The sequence below is a fragment of the Streptomyces sp. NBC_00207 genome, assembly GCF_045160965.1.
Classification (GTDB): Bacteria; Actinomycetota; Actinomycetes; order Streptomycetales; family Streptomycetaceae; genus Streptomyces.
In genome coordinates this window covers 997,325-1,013,124 of record NZ_CP130715.1, presented here as the reverse complement: position 1 = coordinate 1,013,124, position 15,800 = coordinate 997,325, and the positions used below count along the sequence as shown (strand labels likewise).

12 protein-coding genes are annotated in these 15,800 nt (G+C 72.7%); 8 read left to right on the top strand and 4 right to left on the bottom strand.

Annotation, left to right across the window (positions count from 1 at the left end; genetic code table 11):
• Positions 1–36: 36 nt before the first annotated feature.
• The 4 genes from OG472_RS05205 (at position 37) to OG472_RS05190 (ending at position 4,441) form a co-directional block, all read left to right on the top strand.
• Entirely contained in the window at positions 37–978 is a 942-nt protein-coding gene (locus tag OG472_RS05205; protein WP_401603118.1) for an aldo/keto reductase family oxidoreductase, read from the top strand.
• Positions 979–1,075: 97 nt separating this feature from the next.
• The gene (locus OG472_RS05200) at positions 1,076–2,587 is read left to right on the top strand and encodes an alpha/beta hydrolase (RefSeq protein WP_405941003.1); all 1,512 of its coding nucleotides are present in this window, start codon (positions 1,076–1,078) and stop codon (positions 2,585–2,587) included.
• A gap of 176 nt (positions 2,588–2,763) precedes the next feature.
• A complete protein-coding gene (locus OG472_RS05195; RefSeq protein ID WP_405941002.1) occupies positions 2,764–3,573 on the top strand; it encodes an MBL fold metallo-hydrolase in 810 nt (269 codons plus the stop codon).
• Positions 3,574–3,718: 145 nt separating this feature from the next.
• A complete protein-coding gene (locus OG472_RS05190; protein WP_401603112.1) occupies positions 3,719–4,441 on the top strand; it encodes a transcriptional regulator in 723 nt (240 codons plus the stop codon).
• A gap of 76 nt (positions 4,442–4,517) precedes the next feature.
• Here OG472_RS05190 and OG472_RS05185 read toward each other — a convergent pair whose 3' ends face one another.
• Entirely contained in the window at positions 4,518–5,948 is a 1,431-nt protein-coding gene (locus OG472_RS05185) for a nucleobase:cation symporter-2 family protein (protein WP_405941001.1), read from the bottom strand.
• A gap of 278 nt (positions 5,949–6,226) precedes the next feature.
• Positions 6,227–7,039: an endonuclease/exonuclease/phosphatase family protein gene (locus OG472_RS05180; protein WP_405943141.1), complete on the bottom strand. Its 813-nt coding sequence runs from the start codon at positions 7,037–7,039 to the stop codon at positions 6,227–6,229.
• Between the two features lie 148 nt (positions 7,040–7,187).
• On the opposite strand from OG472_RS05180, the gene OG472_RS05175 reads away from it, so the two are divergent.
• Together OG472_RS05175 and OG472_RS05170 are read left to right on the top strand one after the other, a co-directional pair.
• Entirely contained in the window at positions 7,188–9,014 is a 1,827-nt protein-coding gene (locus tag OG472_RS05175) for a glycoside hydrolase family 3 protein (protein ID WP_405828111.1), read from the top strand.
• Positions 9,015–9,061: 47 nt separating this feature from the next.
• Positions 9,062–9,235 (top strand): hypothetical protein, encoded by a 174-nt coding sequence (locus tag OG472_RS05170; RefSeq protein WP_319720980.1) that lies wholly within the window; start codon positions 9,062–9,064, stop codon positions 9,233–9,235.
• 13 nt (positions 9,236–9,248) lie between these two features.
• Here OG472_RS05170 and OG472_RS05165 read toward each other — a convergent pair whose 3' ends face one another.
• A complete protein-coding gene (locus tag OG472_RS05165; protein WP_405941000.1) occupies positions 9,249–10,541 on the bottom strand; it encodes an MFS transporter in 1,293 nt (430 codons plus the stop codon).
• A 178-nt stretch (positions 10,542–10,719) separates the two neighbouring features.
• Here OG472_RS05165 and OG472_RS05160 point away from each other — a divergent pair, with 178 nt between their 5' ends.
• A complete protein-coding gene (locus OG472_RS05160; RefSeq protein WP_401603106.1) occupies positions 10,720–11,781 on the top strand; it encodes an AI-2E family transporter in 1,062 nt (353 codons plus the stop codon).
• The gene (locus OG472_RS05155; RefSeq protein WP_401603105.1) at positions 11,771–13,792 is read left to right on the top strand and encodes a prolyl oligopeptidase family protein; all 2,022 of its coding nucleotides are present in this window, start codon (positions 11,771–11,773) and stop codon (positions 13,790–13,792) included. Before OG472_RS05160 ends, OG472_RS05155 begins: the two co-directional genes overlap by 11 nt.
• A 120-nt stretch (positions 13,793–13,912) precedes the next feature.
• Here the strand turns inward: OG472_RS05155 and OG472_RS05150 are convergent, their stop codons facing one another.
• Positions 13,913–15,568 (bottom strand): hypothetical protein, encoded by a 1,656-nt coding sequence (locus OG472_RS05150; protein WP_401603103.1) that lies wholly within the window; start codon positions 15,566–15,568, stop codon positions 13,913–13,915.
• Between the last annotated feature and the right edge of the window lie 232 nt (positions 15,569–15,800).

The following is a 15,800-nucleotide window of genomic DNA, read 5'->3' as shown; positions in this document are numbered from 1 at the left end:
CCCTAGGGTGGCCTGGTGACGAACGAGGCTGTGGGCATGAGTGGCGAAGAACGGGTGCTGTACGGGTGCATGGGCCTCGGCGGGAGCTGGGAGCCCGGTGCGTACGGGCCCGGCGACATCGATGCCGCCGAGGAGGCCGTCCGCGCCGCCCTGGACAGCGGGATCACCACCTTCGATCACGCCGACATCTACCGGCACGGGAAGGCCGAGGCCGTCTTCGGCGAGGTGCTCGCCCGCACGCCGGGGCTGCGCGAGCGGATCACGCTCCAGACCAAGTGCGGGATCCGCCTCGGCGGCGAGGACCGCCCGGGGATCTACGACCTGCGCGGGGAGAGCATCACGCGGCGGGTGGAGGAGAGCCTGACCCGGCTGCGCACCGACGTGATCGACGTCCTCCTGCTGCACCGTCCCGATCCGCTGGCGGACGTGGACTCCATTGCGTCGGCGCTGACGTCCCTGTACCGGCAGGGTCTCGTACGGCGCTTCGGCGTGTCCAACATGGGCGCCGCGCAGATCGCCCACCTCCAGGCGCGTCTCGACGTCCCGCTGGTCGCCAACCAGCTGGAGATGAGCCTGCACAGCCGTGACTGGGTCGAGGCCGGGGTGCTCGTCAACACGCCCGGGTCCGCGGCCAACGGCTTCCCGTCCGGCACGCTGGAACACTGCCGCGACCACGGCATCCGCCTCCAGGCGTGGGGTGCGCTGGCGCAGGGCCGCTTCACTGGCCGCCAGCAGACGCCGGCCGAGCGGGCCACCGCGGACCTGCTGACCGACCTGGCCCGCCGCAAGGGCACGACGCCCGAGGCGGTCCTGCTCTGGTGGCTGATCCGGCACCCCGCGGGGATCGCGCCCGTCATCGGCACCGCCCGCCCCGACCGGATCCGCGCCTGCCGCGACGCGGCCGTACGGGAGCCCGACCTCACGCACGAGGAATGGTACGAGCTCTGGATCACGGCCCGCGGAGTCCCGCTGCCCTGATCCGGCAACCCGGCCGGGCGGCACGGGGGTTAGCCCCACCGGGAGGCGACCGGCCTCCTGGATGGGGTTCCAGGGCGAGGTCAACAAGGCTTGCGCCATGACGACTTACCCGAAGAAGGCCCTGCTCCTCGCCCTCGCCGCGGCCTCCGTCGCCGCCGGTCTGACCACCGCGACCGCCGCACCGGCGGCCGCCCGGCCCACGACGGCCGCCCCGCAGCTCGGTTGGCACACCTGCGCCGATCCGGACGTGCCCGCCGGCCAGGAGTGCGCCGAGCTGCCCGTCCCGCTCGACTACGACGACCCCGACGGCCGGCAGCTCACCGTCGCCGTCTCCCGCATCCGCAGCGACCGCCCCGAGGCCCGGCGCGGCACGCTCGTCGTGCTCCCCGGCGGTCCGGGCGGCTCCGGCGTACAGCGCCTGAAGCAGAAGGGCGACGCCCTCCGCCGGGAACTCGGCGGCGCGTACGACCTCGTCGCCTTCGACCCGCGCGGTGTGGGCGCCAGCACCACCGCGACCTGTGGCCTCGCCCCCGAGGACCGGTACCTCACCAGCCTGCGGTCCTGGCCGGGCCCGAACGGGGAGATCGCCGAGAACGTCGCCCGCTCCCGGCGCATCGCCGAGGCCTGCGCCCGAAACGGCGGCCCCGAGCTGCGCAGCTTCACCACCGCCAACCAGGTCCGCGACATGGACCGCTTCCGCGAGGCGCTCGGCGAGCGCAAGCTCTCCGCCTGGGGCACCTCCTACGGGACCTACGTGGGGGCCGTGTACGCGCAGAAGTACCCGCAGCGCACCGACCGCTGGGTCCTCGACAGCAGCGGCGACCCCGACCCGAGGCGGGTCGCCCGCGGCTGGCTGGCGAACATGTCGCAGGGCGCCGCGGACCGCTTCCCCGACTTCGCGGCCTGGGCCGCCCACCCCGACCGGGACGGGGACGGCCTGCGACTGGCCGGGCGGCCGGAGGAGGTCGAGCCGCTCGTCGTCTCACTCGCGGCCGTGCTGGACCGGGCCCCGAGGGAATCGACCACCCCGGGCGTGCCCCTGACGGGCAACGGCCTGCGCCAGGCCCTCCAGAACGCCCTCTACAGCGACTCCGCCTTTGCCGCCTTCGCCCGGCTCGTCAAGGAGGCCGGGGACCCGGCGAAGAAGCCCGCCCTCCCGCGCGAGCTCGCCCAGCCCATCCCGGACCCGGACGCCGCCCTCATGGTCGCCGTCATCTGCAACGACGTGGCGTGGCCGGACGTGCCGACGGCCTCGTACCAGCGCGCGGTCGACGCGGACCGCGCCCGCCACCCGCTCACGGCCGGCATGCCGGTGAACGTGCTGCCCTGCTCCTTCTGGAAGGACGCCCCGGCGCAGAAGCCCACCCGGATCACCGACGACGGGCCGTCCAACGTCCTCATGCTCCAGAGCCGCCGGGATCCGGCGACCCCGCTCTTCGGAGGTCTGAAGATGCGTGAGGCGCTGGGCGACCGGGCCCGCCTGGTCACCGTCGAGCAGGGCGGCCACGGGCTCTACCTCGGCAACGGCAACGCGTGCGGCAACCGGGCCGTCACGGAGTTCCTGACCACCGGCAGGCGTCCGGCCCGGGACACGGACTGCGCGAACTGAGTACGGCGACCCGGCGCGGCCACCGCCCCCCGGCGCGGCCACCGCCCCCCGGCGCGGCCACCGCCGCCCGGGCGGCCACCGCCCCCCGGGCGGCCACCGCCTCCCGCGCGCGGTCGCAACCCGGCGGCGCCACGATGGAGGGAGAGCCCGAACCGCGCAGGGGGGTGGAGACCGCCATGAGCACACACAAGCTGGGACCCGACGTCACCGTTCTCGCGGACTGCCTGGAGGTTCCGGGCATCGGCTTCCTCCCCGTCAACGCCTTCGTCCTGCACTCCGAGCAGCCGGTGGTCGTCGACACCGGCCTCGGACTGCCCGACCGGGACTTCGTCGAGACCCTGGGTTCGGTGCTCGACCCCGCCGACGTGCGGTGGATCTGGCTGACCCACCCCGACCGCGACCACACGGGCGGCCTCTTCGCGCTGCTCGAAGCCGCTCCCCGGGCCCGGGTGGTCACCACGTTCCTGGCCGCCGGGATCATGTCCACCGAGCGGCCGCTGCCGATGGACCGGCTGTACTTCCTCAATCCGGGCCAGACCCTGGACGTGGGCGACCGGACGCTGCACGCGTTCCGGCCGCCGCTGTTCGACAACCCGGCCACCGTCGGCTTCTACGAGGACCGTTCGCGGACCTGCTTCAGCTCCGACTGCTTCGGCGGTCCGATGCCCTCCGCGGACGTCGCGCTGAGTACCGACGTCGGGGCGCTGCCGGCCGAGGACCTGAGGGCGTCCCAGCGGCTCTGGGCGAGCGTGGACAGCCCGTGGGTCCAAGTGGTGGATCCGGACCGGTTCCTGTCCACCGTGGAGCCGCTGCGGGCGATGGACCCGCAGACCATCCTGTGCACACACCTGCCGCCGGCGGTGGGCCAGACCGCGCAGTTCGTCGACACCCTTGCCGCGCTGCCCGGCCTCGATCCGTTCTCGGGGCCGGACCAGGCAGCGCTGGAGCAGATGCTTGCCAACTTCGAACCCGGAGGGGCCGAATAGCCTTTGAATCGCAGGGAGATGGACGGTTGCACCCCGCTGAACATCAGCTGAACATCTGTTAGTGTGCCCGCGCTTGGTGTTCATCCATCGATCCGTCCTCCCCTCGCACGCCTCGCGTCCGAGGATGCTGCGAGGTGTCGCGTCCGTGCACAGCACTCCGTTCTCCCCGATCGAGGCCAGATCCGCACGAGCCCGCATGGGCCTGTCCCCGACCCAGGTGGCCCACTTCATGGCGACCTGCGGCACACCCGTCCACCCCCAGCTGGTCCTGGCCTGGGAGCAGGGCTTCGAGGTCCCCACCGACCGGCAACTCTTCGCCCTGGCCGACGTCCTGTGGTGCGACGCGACGACACTGATGGGCATCGAGCCGCGCACCCTCGCCGAGCACCGGCTGGCCCGCCGGCTCACCGTGGAGCGGCTGGCGTACCGCATAGGCATGGACCCGACCGAATACCGCGAGGCCGAAGCGGCACAGCACTGGCGCGGCGACGACTGGCAGACCAGGGCGCTCGTGGAGGCCCTGGGCCTGTCCCTGCGCAAGCTCATCGGGATCATGGGCCGGGTGGACGAGCTGGCGGAGCTCCTGGGATCGGCCGTCGCCGGGCGCTGGAAGACGTACGTGGAACCGGTGGCGGAGATCGTCGTGGTGGACGCGACCAGCGTGGGGGACGCACTGCGCACGATGCACCAGGAGTTCTCGCGCTTCTCGGAGCGGTACATGGGACACCTGGTCGCGCGCAACGACGACGCCCGGCTCAAGGAGATCGCGACGGAGCGTGCCGCCTACCTGCGCCGACTCGTCGACCACTTCTGGGAGTTGATCGGGGAGGAGGGCGAGGCGTCCCCTTTCCCGCTGGGCGGGCGCTGACCGCGCGGCGGCGGGCCGGGAAGGGCTGCCCGCCCCTCGTGCCCCTCGCACCCCTCCCGGCCCCGCGGTGCCCGCGTCAGCGGGCGGGGCGGGCCCCGAACTGCGGTTCCGCCGCGTCCTCTTCTCCGATGCCGTCCCAGTCGATCTCGGCCGTGGTGCGGCGCGTGAAGACGTTGAAGAACAGGTTCAGCGTGATGGCGGTGAGGGCGCCCAGTGTGATCCCGCTGTCCAGAACCGCCCGGAGGTCGTCCGGCATCCGGTCGAAGAACGGGGCGACCGTGGTCGGCATCAGGGCGGCGCCGAGACTGGCCGCCAGGATCAGCGTGTTGCGCTCCTCGCGCAGGTCGGCCTTCCCCAGGATCTGCACGCCCACCGCGGCGACGATGCCGAACATGGCGATCGCCGCCCCGCCCAGCACCGGGTGCGGGATCGAGGCGACGAGGCTGCCCGCCTTCGGCAGCAGCCCCAGTACGACCATGAACACGCCGGCCGCGACGACCACGTACCGGCTCATCACCCTGGACATCCGCACGAGCCCGATGTTCTCGGCGAACGCCACGTACGGGAACGAGTTGAGGACGCCGCCGAGCACCGTCGCCGCGCCGTCGGCGCGCAGCGCCCGCGCGACCGTGTCGGCGTCGACCTTCCTGCGGGTGATCTCGCCGATCGCGTAGACGTCCCCGGTGGTCTCCACCATGGTGATCAGCATGACGACGAGCATGGCGGCGATCGGGAGCAGCTCGAACCGCGGCATGCCGTAGTGGAAGGGCGTGGTGACGCCGAACCAGTCGCTCTGCCCCACCACCGTGAAATCGGCGTCGCCGAGGAGCCAGGCGACCGCCGTGCCGGCGATGAGCCCGAGCAGGACGGCCAGGCTGCTCAGGAGCGGCTTGCCGATCCTGACCATGGTCATGATGAAGAGCAGGGTCCCCAGCGCGTAGGCGAGATTCTTCGGATCCCCGTACGCGGGGGTGCCGATGAGGTGCCCACCGCCGGCGGCGTCCTGCAGGGCCACCGGGATGAGCGTGATGCCGATGATGGTGAGGATCGTGCCGATGACGACCGGCGGGAAGTACTTCACGAGCCTGCTGAAGAGCGGCGCAAAGAGGAAGGTGGCGATGCCCGCCGTGATCACCGCCCCGTAGACGACGAGGAGACCGGCGGTCCCGCCCCCCGCCCCCGTGCCTATGGCGATCATCGGGGAGACCGCGGTGAAGGTGACGCCCTGGACCAGGGGCAGCCGGGCGCCGACCTTCCAGACGCCGAGGGCCTGGACGATCGAGGCCACGCCGCAGGTCAGGAGGTCCGCGTTGATGAGGTGGACGAGCTCCTCGCGGGAGAGGCCCAGGGCGTTCCCGAGCAGGACCGGAACGATGACCGCCGCCGCGTAGAACGCGAGGACGTGCTGGAAGCCGTACAGGGCGAGTCGGGGGACCGGGAGCAGCTCGTCGACCGGATGTGCGTGCGGGTGCGGTCGACGGGGGGACTGGCGGGGCATTCGTGCCATCTCTGCCTTGCCTTCGGGAGGTAGGTGAATGAGAGGGCCGCCGCCCTCCGGCCCTGGGTGACAGGACGAGGGCAGGCTGGCTCGCACCGAGCCGACGCCGGGCGGTTTTGCCGACAACCGCGTCGCTCTGCAGTGCATATTCATGTCCCGGGTGGCGGAACGTCCTTCGATCGACGCGTCGGATCCGTGTTTGATCTTGAGATCCGAAGGAGGGATCGCCGAGGGCGCTCACCCTAGCCAAAGGCGGTGTTTCCTCGCCAGTAACCTCCCGCCCGGAGTCAGCGGCGCAGCCGCAGGTCGGCGACGACCGGGCGGTGGTCGGAGGCGAGGGTGCCGTCGACGTGCGCTCCGTGGACGCGCACTCCCGCCGAGACGGTCACGTAGTCGATCCGCTTCACCGGGTTCCGGGCGGGGTGGGTCGATCCGCCGGGATCCGCATCCCTCACGTCGCGCCACAGAGGGCCCAGTTCGGGCGCCGAGGGCGGTGCGTTGAAGTCCCCGACGAGGACCTTGGGCCCGCAGGCCCGTCGCATGATCTGCCGCATCTCGGCGACCTGCGCCGTCCGCACGGAGGGGTCGCCGCGGTGGTCGAGGTGGGTGACGTACACGCGCAGCGGAGCGCCCCGCACCCGCAGCACGACCTCGCCGAAGCCGGGAGCCGGAGCGGGCAGGGGTGCGGGTGCCGGGTCCGGGGCGGTCTGGGTCGAGAGCCGGGTGATCCTGTGGTTCTCCGCGGCCAGGACGGGGTGTCCGGACAGGACGGCCACGCCGAACTCGCGGCTGCCGATGCGGTAGATCGGGGCGAACGACACGTGCATCGCCAGGCGCCTGCCCAACTCGACCGCCGTGTCGAGCCACCGGCTGCGGGCTCCCCAGCGGACGTCCACCTCCTGCAGTCCGATCACGTCGGCGTGCAGGGCGCGCAGGACGGCCGCCTGCCGGTCCAGGTCGAAGACGCCATCGGAGCCGATGCCCGCGTGGATGTTGTACGAGACCACGCGCACCGGGATCTCGCCTCCGAAGTCCCGGGCCCGGGCCGGGGGCGCGGCCGATGCCACCAGCAGCGCCGCGGCCAGTATCGCGGCCAACAGCGGCCCCGACAGCGGGGCCGGCAGCGCCCGGGCGCCACCCTGTGTCGGCTTCACGAGGCGACGGTAACCGACGCGGCGCGCACCGTTCACGACGGGCGCCTGCGCGTCGCGGCCGGATCCGGGGAAGCGGATGGCTACCGTCCGCTCCATGACGACTTCGCGCCGGGCGTTCCTGTCCGCGGCCGTGACGGGCGCGGCGCTGACGATGGCGGAGGCCACCGGAGCCGTCGCCGACCCCGCGGCCGGACCGCACGCCCTGCTCGATGCCATGGACCTGGCCCAGAAGGTCGGCCAGCTCTTCGTCGTACGCATCCACGGGCACCGCGCCACCGCCCCCGACGCGGCGGACCAACGGGCCAACCGGAGCCTGCACGGCGTCGCCGACGCGGCCGAGCTGATCGCCCGGTACCACGTCGGCGGGATCGCCTACTACTCCTCGACCCGCAACATCCGCGACCCGCTCCAGGTCGCCGCCCTCTCCGCCGGCATCCAGCGGGCGGCGCTCGCGCAGCCCGTTCCTGTACCGGTGCTGATCTCCACCGACCAGGAGCACGGCGCCGTCGCCCGCATCGGACACCCGGCCGCCCTGCTGCCCGGCGCGATGGCACTCGGAGCCGCGGGAGCGCCCGGGGACGCCCGGTCGGCCGCCCGGATCGCCGGCACCGAACTGGCCGCGATGGGCGTCCGGCAGAACTACGCGCCCGTCGCCGACGTCAACACCAACCCCGCCAACCCGGTCATCGGCGTGCGCTCCTTCGGGTCCGACCCCGAGGCCGTCGCCGCGCTCGTCGCCGCCCAGATCCGCGGCTTGCGGGACGCCGGCGTCGCGGCGACCGCCAAGCACTTCCCCGGCCACGGCGACACCGCCGAGGACAGCCACACCGGCCTGCCCGTCCTGGACCGCACCCGCGCCCAGTGGGAAGCCCTCGACGAACCCCCGTTCGCGGCGGCCGTCGCCGCCGGCGTCGGCTCCGTCATGACCGCCCACATCGTCGTCCCCGCCCTCGACCCCTCCGGCGACCCGGCCACCCTGTCCCAGCGGGTCGTCACCGGCCTGCTGCGCGAACGCCTGGGCCACCGCGGGGTGATCGTCACCGACTCCCTCGGCATGGCCGGCGTACGCAGGAAGTACCGTGACGAGGAGATCCCCGTCCGCGCGCTGCGGGCCGGCTGCGACCAGCTCCTCAACCCGCCCAGCCTGCCCCGCGCCCACCAGGCCGTCCTCCGGGCCGTCCGCGCCGGCGAACTCGGCGAGGAGCGCATCGACCGGTCCGTCCTGCGCATCCTGCGGCTCAAGCAGGCGCTCGGCCTTTTCGAAACCGCCCGAGGTCTCGGCGCGGGCACCGGCGCGGCCGTCGGCGCGGTCGTCGGGAACCCCGCGCACCTGGGGGAAGCGGACCGGATCGCCGAACGCACCACGACCGTGCTCACCAACCGGTCCGGCCTGCTCCCGCTCTCACCCGCCACCCGCCCGCGCCTGCTGGTCACCGGCGCCGATCCGGCCTCCCCGACGGGCAGCGCCGTCCCGCCCACCACGGTGCTCGCCGAGGCCCTCGTACGGCTCGGCTTCACCGCGAGCGCCGCGCCCACCGGGCTCGCCCCCACCCCCGGGGACACCGCACGTGCCGCGGCCGCCGCCCGGGGCCACGACGCCGTGCTGGTGTGCACGTACAACCTCGGTGTGCGGAGCGCCCAGTGCGCCCTGGTCGACCGTCTCACCGCGACAGGCGTCCCCGTCATCGCGGTGGCCCTGCGCAACCCTTACGACGTCGTCCATCTTCCCGACGTGACGGCGAGCGTGGCCACTTACTCGTGGACCGACCCCGAACTCCGGTCCGCAGCCCGGGTCATCGCCGGCGCGGCCGCCGCCCGGGGACGTCTCCCGGTGGCCGTCCCACCGCTCTTCCCGCTGGGCCACGGCATCCAATATCCATCCGTACTTGTGGGTACTGGGGCCGAATGGCGCCGGATTTGATAGTTCTGGACTGGTCCGGTGTGAGAAAGCTGCGGGAAGGACACGGCATGTTCGATCTACTGCGCCCGGAGACCGTCGTGTGTCCCTTCTGCAAGGCCACCGCCGCCGACGGCGCGGTGCGGACCCTGCGGACCGGACCCTGTTCGCTCTCGGTGACCTGGCACGCCACCAACTGCCCGCACTACGCGGCCGACCGGATCCTCGCCGAGAAGGAGAACTGAGCACGGGCGGGCGTCAGGCCACCGCGCCGCTCGGCTCCGCCGCCCGGGCCGCCCGGCGGCGCAGTGCGTCCTCGTCGGTGTCGGCGTCGTAGGAGATCAGCTTCGGCAGCAGCGCGGCGAGCACCGCCACCGATGCCACGCAGGCCAGACCGCCGCTCCAGAAGGCCGAGCGGGTACCGGTCCATCCGGCCATCGTGCCCGCCCGGACCTGGCCCAGCTGCGGGCCCACGCTGTACGAGAGCACCTCGATGCCCGCGAGCCGGCCCCGCAGCTCCTCGGGGATCGTCTGGTTCCAGATCGTGGCGCGCCCCAGCCCGCTCAGCATGTCGCCGGCGCCCGCCACCGCGAGGCACAGCAGCACGATCCAGATCCCTCCGGATGCGCCGGCCGCCGCGATCGCCAGCCCCCAGACCGTAGCCCCGGCCACCACCAGCAGCCCGTGCCGACGTATCCGGGACACCCAGCCGCTGGTCAGCCCCAGTACCAGGGAGCCCACCGCCCCCGCCGCGTACATCAGACCCAGCGCCCACACCGCGTCCAGCTCGTCCGCGAGGAAGGGGAAGATCGCGTTCGGGAAGGCGAAGAACATCGCCGCCAGGTCGACGGCGTACGTCCCCAGCAGCACGGGCCGGCTCCACGCGTACCGCGCGCCCTCGGCGATCCCGCGCAGCGAGGGACGCTCGGCGCCCCGCACGGGCGGCGCCGGACTGAGCCGCAGACACAGCAGCACGGAGACGAGGAAGCCCACGACGGTGACGGAGTAGGCCGAGGCGTACCCGGCGTAGGCGACGACCAGACCCGCCACCGCGGGGCCGGCGATCGCGCCGAACTGGTAGCGCAGCCCGTTGAGGGCGGCGGCCGCGGTCAGCTGGTCGTGCGGCACGATCCGCGCCATCAGCGAGTCCAGGGCCGGCCGCTGGAGCCCGGCCAGGGCCGACACGCCGGCCGCGACCACGTACAGCGGCCACAGCAGCGGATCCGGCAGCAGCGCGTTCACCAGGAGCACCAGGGCCAGCACCCCGAGCCCCGCCTCGGTCAGCAGGATCATCCGCCGCCGGTCGACCGCGTCGGCGAGGGCGCCCCCGTACAGCCCGAAGACCACCAGCGGAACCAGCTCCACCGCGCCCATCGCGCCGACCGCCAGAGGCGAGTCCGTCAGGTGCTTGATCTGGAGCGGCAGCGCGATCATCGCCATGAACGAGCCGAAGTACGTCACCGTCCCCTGGTAGAACAGCAGCCGGAAGTCGCGGCTGGACCGCCACGGTGCGAGATCGGGCAGTACGGCGGTCAGTCGGGAGGTGCTCACGAGATGCCATCGTCGGCGTGCGCCCCCGCCGGGGCAACGCATTTTCCCGGCGCCGGCGCCGGACCCGACCACCCCGAGGCCTCCGTAGGTACTCCCCGGACGCCTCCCCGCCGCCCCGGACGGGCGAATCCGGGACCCGGCGCGTGGCATCGGCGGGCCGCGGTGGCACCCATGGACCATGCCGCCGGTGTCACCCTTCCTGCGTACGGCCGCGTCGTACGCCTGGCGTCTGCTGGTCGTCGGCGCCGCCGTCTACGCGGTCTTCGCCGTGCTGGGCCGGTTCCACGAGATCGCCGTGGCCCTCTTCCTCGGCCTCGTCGTCTCGGCGCTGCTCTGGGCGCCCACCCGGCGCATCGCGCACGCCCTGCCCCGCACGCTCGCCGTCGCCGTGGCCCTCGTCGGCAGCACGCTGCTGCTGCTGGGCGTGCTGACGCTGGTCGGCGAGGCGGTGGCGGGGGAGAGCACGACCTTGGCCCGGGAGTTCCGCGAGGGGCTCGCCAGCATCGAGGCGTGGCTGGAGCGGCCCCCCTTCCGGCTGAACCCGCGAGCACTCTCCGACGTCCAGGCCCGGATCGGCGCGTACCTCTCCAGCCACCGCTCCACGGTTCTCAGCCAGGCGGTCAGCGGAGCCGGGCGCCTGGTCCACGTCCTGACCGTCCTCGCCCTCGCCGTCTTCTGCTCGGTCTTCTTCCTGCACGGCGGCGACCGGCAGTGGTCGTGGTTCTGCGCGCAGCTGCCCGAGCCGGCCCGCGACCGGGTGGCGATCGCCGGACGGGCGGCCTGGCGTACCTTCACCGGCTACACCCACGGCATCCTGCTGGTCGCGGCGACGAACGCCGTCCTCGTCGGGTTGGCGCTGTACTTCCTCGGGGTCCCGCTGGCCGTTCCGCTGGCGGTGCTGGAGTTCTTCGCGGCCTTCATCCCCCTCATCGGGTCGCCGGTCGCGCTGGCGATCGCCGCCGTGGTCGCGCTGGCCGCGAAGGGGCCTCTCGTGGCGGGGATCGTGGTGGCGCTGATCGTGGTCATCGGCCAGATCGAGGGCCATCTGCTGCACCCGCTGGTGATGAGCCGGGCGGTGCAGCTGCACCCGCTGGTGGTGGCGATCTCGGTGGTCGCGGGGGCCATCGCGGCCGGAGTGGTCGGCGCGGTGGTCGCGGTCCCGCTGGTCTCGGTGGTCTGGTCGGTGCACTCGGCCCTGCGCACGGCCCGTCTTCCTGCACAATCGCCTGATGAGCGATGAAGACCCCTACCTCTGGTTGGAAGACGTATCCGGCGAGGCCGCCCTCGACTGGGTCCGGGAGCGCAACGCCGAGACCGTTGAGGCGCTGACCGGCGCCCCCGGGTTCAAGGTGCTCGAGCAGGAGATGCGCGAGGTGCTGGACGACGACGGCCGGATCCCGTACGTCGTCCGCCGGGGCCGCCACCTCTACAACTTCTGGCAGGACGCCGACCACGTACGCGGGCTGTGGCGGCGGACCACGCTCGAGGAGTACCGCACGGACCGGCCGGCCTGGGAGGTGGTCCTGGACCTGGACGCACTGGCCGGGGCCGAGGAGGAGAAGTGGGCCTGGGCGGGAAGCACCGTCCTGGCCCCCGGACACCGGCACGCCCTGGTCATGCTGTCGCGGGACGGCGCCGACGCCTGCGTCGTGCGCGAGTTCGACCTGGAGACCCTGGAATTCGTCGAGGACGGGTTCACGGTCGAGGAGGCCAAGACCCGGATCGGATGGATCGACCACGACCGGATCTGGATCGGGACCGACTTCGGCCCCGGCTCGATGTCCGCGTCCGGATACCCGCTCCAGGTGCGCCGCTGGCGGCGCGGCACCCCGCTCGAAGACGCGGAGCTGGTCTACGAGGGCCGGCCCACGGACCTGTCCGCGAGCGGATGGCACGACGACACCCCCGGCTTCGAACGGGACTTCGTCCACCGGCAGATCGACTTCTGGAACAAGGAACTCCTCCTCCTTCCGGAAGACCCCGCCGGCCCGCCGGTGAAGATCGACGTACCGGACGACGCGGGCGCCTCCGTCCACCGGCAGTGGCTGACCGTCACCCCCAAGACGCCGTGGCTCGGCCACCCCGCGGGCAGCCTGCTCGCCTTCGACTTCGACGCCTTCCGGGCGGGGGAGCGGGAGGCCGAGGTGCTGTTCACCCCGGACGAGCGGACCGCGCTCGCCGGATACAGCTGGACCCGCAACCACCTCATCCTCAGCACCCGCGCCGACGTCTCCTCCCGGATGGAGCTCCTCACCCCGGAGCCCGGCGGCTGGCGGCGCGCACCCCTGCCGGGCGTACCCCCGCTGTCCACCGCCTCGGTCACCTGCACCGACCCGGACGTGAGCGACGAGTACTTCCACCACGTCTCCGGCTTCCTCCAGCCGTCCACCCTCTACCGGGGCACGGCCGGCGGCGACGGCGAGAGCGTCAAGCAGGGCCCGGCGCTCTTCGACACCGCCGGCCTCGCCGTGAGCCAGTACTTCGCGACCTCCGCGGACGGCACGCGGGTCCCGTACTTCGTCGTCGGACCCGAGGACCGCCCCGGCCCGGGCCCCACCCTGCTCTACGGGTACGGCGGCTTCGAGATCTCCATGGTCCCGCAGTACAGCGCGCTCACCGGACGGGCCTGGCTCGCGCGCGGCGGTACCTACGTCGTCGCCGGCATCCGGGGCGGGCACGAGTACGGGCCGGACTGGCACCGGGCGGCCCTCGGCGCGAACCGGGTCCGGGCGTACGAGGACTTCGCCGCCGTCGCCCGGGACCTCACCGCCCGGGGCATCACCACCCCCGCCCAGCTGGGCATCGAGGGAGGCAGCAACGGCGGACTGCTGATGGGCGCGATGCTCACCCGGAACCCGGAACTGTTCGGCGCGGTCGTCGCCCACGTGCCCCTGCTGGACATGCTCCGCTTCCACAAGCTGCTCGCCGGCGCCAGCTGGATCGCCGAGTACGGGGATCCCGACAGCCCGGCCGACCGTCCCCACCTGGAGCGGATCTCCCCGTACCACCAGGTCCGGGCGGACGGGCCCGCGTACCCGCCGCTGCTCCTGCTCACCTCCACCCGCGACGACCGCGTTCACCCGGGCCACGCCCGCAAGATGGCCGCCCGGCTGCGCGAGTCCGGGCATCCGGTGCTCTTCCACGAGCACCTCGGCGGCGGCCACGCGGGCGCCACCGACCACCGGCAGACCGCCTTCAACGAGGCTCTCGTCCACACCTTCCTGTGGGAGCGGCTGACCCCGTCGAAGTGATGCGGGGCCGGGACCGGGCCGGAAACGACGCACGGCGCCCCGGGAGCGGGACCACTGGGGTCCGCTCCCGGGGCGCCGTGCCGGCGGTTCAGCCGGCAGCTACTGCCGGTGGGCCGGGCGTCAGTTCTTGGCGTAGAAGCCGAAGGTGTCGACGAGCAGGTCCGTGGACTGGTAGCCCATGTTCCAGAAGTCGATCACGTTGTTGACGCCGGAGCTCGCCTGGACCAGGTTCGGGACGGTCTTGCGGTAGGTCCAGTTGAGGTTGGAGGAGTTCGGCGGGGTCGGCCAGGTCTCCCAGCCGCCCTCGTAGGCGGCCCACGAGTTGGGGTCCGGGGAGACCGTCAGGAAGCCGGTGCCCTCGGGGTTGGTGACGGTGGCGTTGGTGACGAGCGCGGTGACGTTCGTGTCTCCGCCCATGACCCGGCCGTAGATGTAGGAGCGGCCATCGAGCGGGTTGCCCCACTCGCGGGTGTCGAACCAGCGGCTCGGGGCGGTGCGGATCAGCGCGCTCGGGCTCTCGGGGCTGTAGTAGCCCACGACGTCGACGATCACGTGGGTGCCGGCGCCGGCACCGTTGCGGAAGCTGATCTTGCCGTCGGGGCCGATCGGGACGATGACCGAGTTGGCGATGGTCTGGCCCTGGCCGAAGTTCAGGTTCGACGAGGTCGGCGCCGGGCCGCCGGGGTAGACGGTCAGGTGGCCTTCCATGTTGGGCTCGTGGACGGTCACGTTGAGCGCGACGGCCGTGGCGGTCGCCGGGACGCCCGCGCGGCCGCGCACCGGGGTGTTGAAGGTTCCGTAGCCCGCGACCTTGCCCTGGCTGGTGCCGAGGCCCTCGCGGGTGTCGACGATACGGCTCGGCTCGAGCGAGGTGTAGCCGTTGGCGGCGGACTTGGAGAAGTAACCGGTGACGTCGGCGATGAGGTCGAGCTCGCCCGCGCCGTGGTTGTAGATGTCCACGTAGCCGTTCTGGCCGACCGACGCGATCACCATGTTCGGGACGGTCTGCCCCGGGGTGTAGTTGACGTTCGACGTGGTCGGCACCTCGCCGCCCTCGGCGTACACGCGGACGTGTCCGTCCTTCGAGGGGTTGGTGACGGTGACGTTCAGGGCCACGGCGGTCACACCGGCCGGGATCTGAGCGGCGCCGCCGACCTTGATGCGGGCGGTCCCGAAGGCGGGCACCTTCTTCGCGGCCCCGCCGATGCCCGCACGGGTGTCCAGCAGACGGGTCGGAGCGTGCGGGGTGAACTCGTTGCCCGCGGTCTGCACGACGATCTGGTTGGTTCCGCGGACGCCGCTGCCGTCGACCAGGGAGACCTTGACGGTGTAGACGCCGGACTTGGCGTACACGTGGTTCTCGGTCAGGTTGGTGGGGCCGTTGGCACCCACCTGGATCTGGCTGCCGTCGCCCCACTCGACCTGCACGCCGAGCGCGGTGCCCGGGTCGCTGGTGACGGCGAGCTTCAGCTCCACGCCGTGCGCGCTGGTGGCTCCGGCCTCCAGGGCGACCGTCGGCTCGGCGGTGGCGCCCGCGGCCTGCTTGCCGTCCTTGGCGGCCGGGTGGACCGTCTTGGAAGCAGGGCTGGAGGTGGTGGTCCCCTCCTTGTACGCCTTGGCCGCGATCTTGCTCAGATCGAGGTCGGGAACGGACACCCCCCGGTGGTCCGTCCCTTTGGCTCCGTCCTGGCCCGTCGCGTTGGCGACACCCGGGACGAGTCCGACACCGGCCGCGACGATTGCGGCGGTGGACAGCATGAGTCGGCGATTACGCACCGGCCCCCCCATTTTTTGTTTTTGAACGTGATCAGGTTTGACGCCTGCTCAGAGTACATACGTGCGAAGTTTCTGGCGAGGGCTTTTCCCGGTGAAGTGATCAAGGCGGCCGGCCCCGCGTCCGGCGGCTTGGTCCGTTCGCGCGTCCTTGTGATCCGTACGGGCTGTCAGCCCGCCCGTACGGATCACCTGGGGGAGCCGAGAGCGGTCGCACATGGTCGGCTGGGCCCGG

What these genes read in the sequence shown, in the direction of transcription:
- OG472_RS05155 (WP_401603105.1), top strand. Translation starts at nt 11,771, where the DNA reads ATGAGCGATGAAGACCCCTACCTCTGGTTGGAAGACGTATCCGGCGAG.
- OG472_RS05205 (WP_401603118.1), top strand. Translation starts at nt 37, where the DNA reads ATGAGTGGCGAAGAACGGGTGCTGTACGGGTGCATGGGCCTCGGCGGG.
- OG472_RS05185 (WP_405941001.1), bottom strand. Translation starts at nt 5,948, where the DNA reads ATGGCACGAATGCCCCGCCAGTCCCCCCGTCGACCGCACCCGCACGCA.
- OG472_RS05175 (WP_405828111.1), top strand. Translation starts at nt 7,188, where the DNA reads ATGACGACTTCGCGCCGGGCGTTCCTGTCCGCGGCCGTGACGGGCGCG.
- OG472_RS05160 (WP_401603106.1), top strand. Translation starts at nt 10,720, where the DNA reads ATGCCGCCGGTGTCACCCTTCCTGCGTACGGCCGCGTCGTACGCCTGG.
- OG472_RS05170 (WP_319720980.1), top strand. Translation starts at nt 9,062, where the DNA reads ATGTTCGATCTACTGCGCCCGGAGACCGTCGTGTGTCCCTTCTGCAAG.
- OG472_RS05200 (WP_405941003.1), top strand. Translation starts at nt 1,076, where the DNA reads ATGACGACTTACCCGAAGAAGGCCCTGCTCCTCGCCCTCGCCGCGGCC.
- OG472_RS05195 (WP_405941002.1), top strand. Translation starts at nt 2,764, where the DNA reads ATGAGCACACACAAGCTGGGACCCGACGTCACCGTTCTCGCGGACTGC.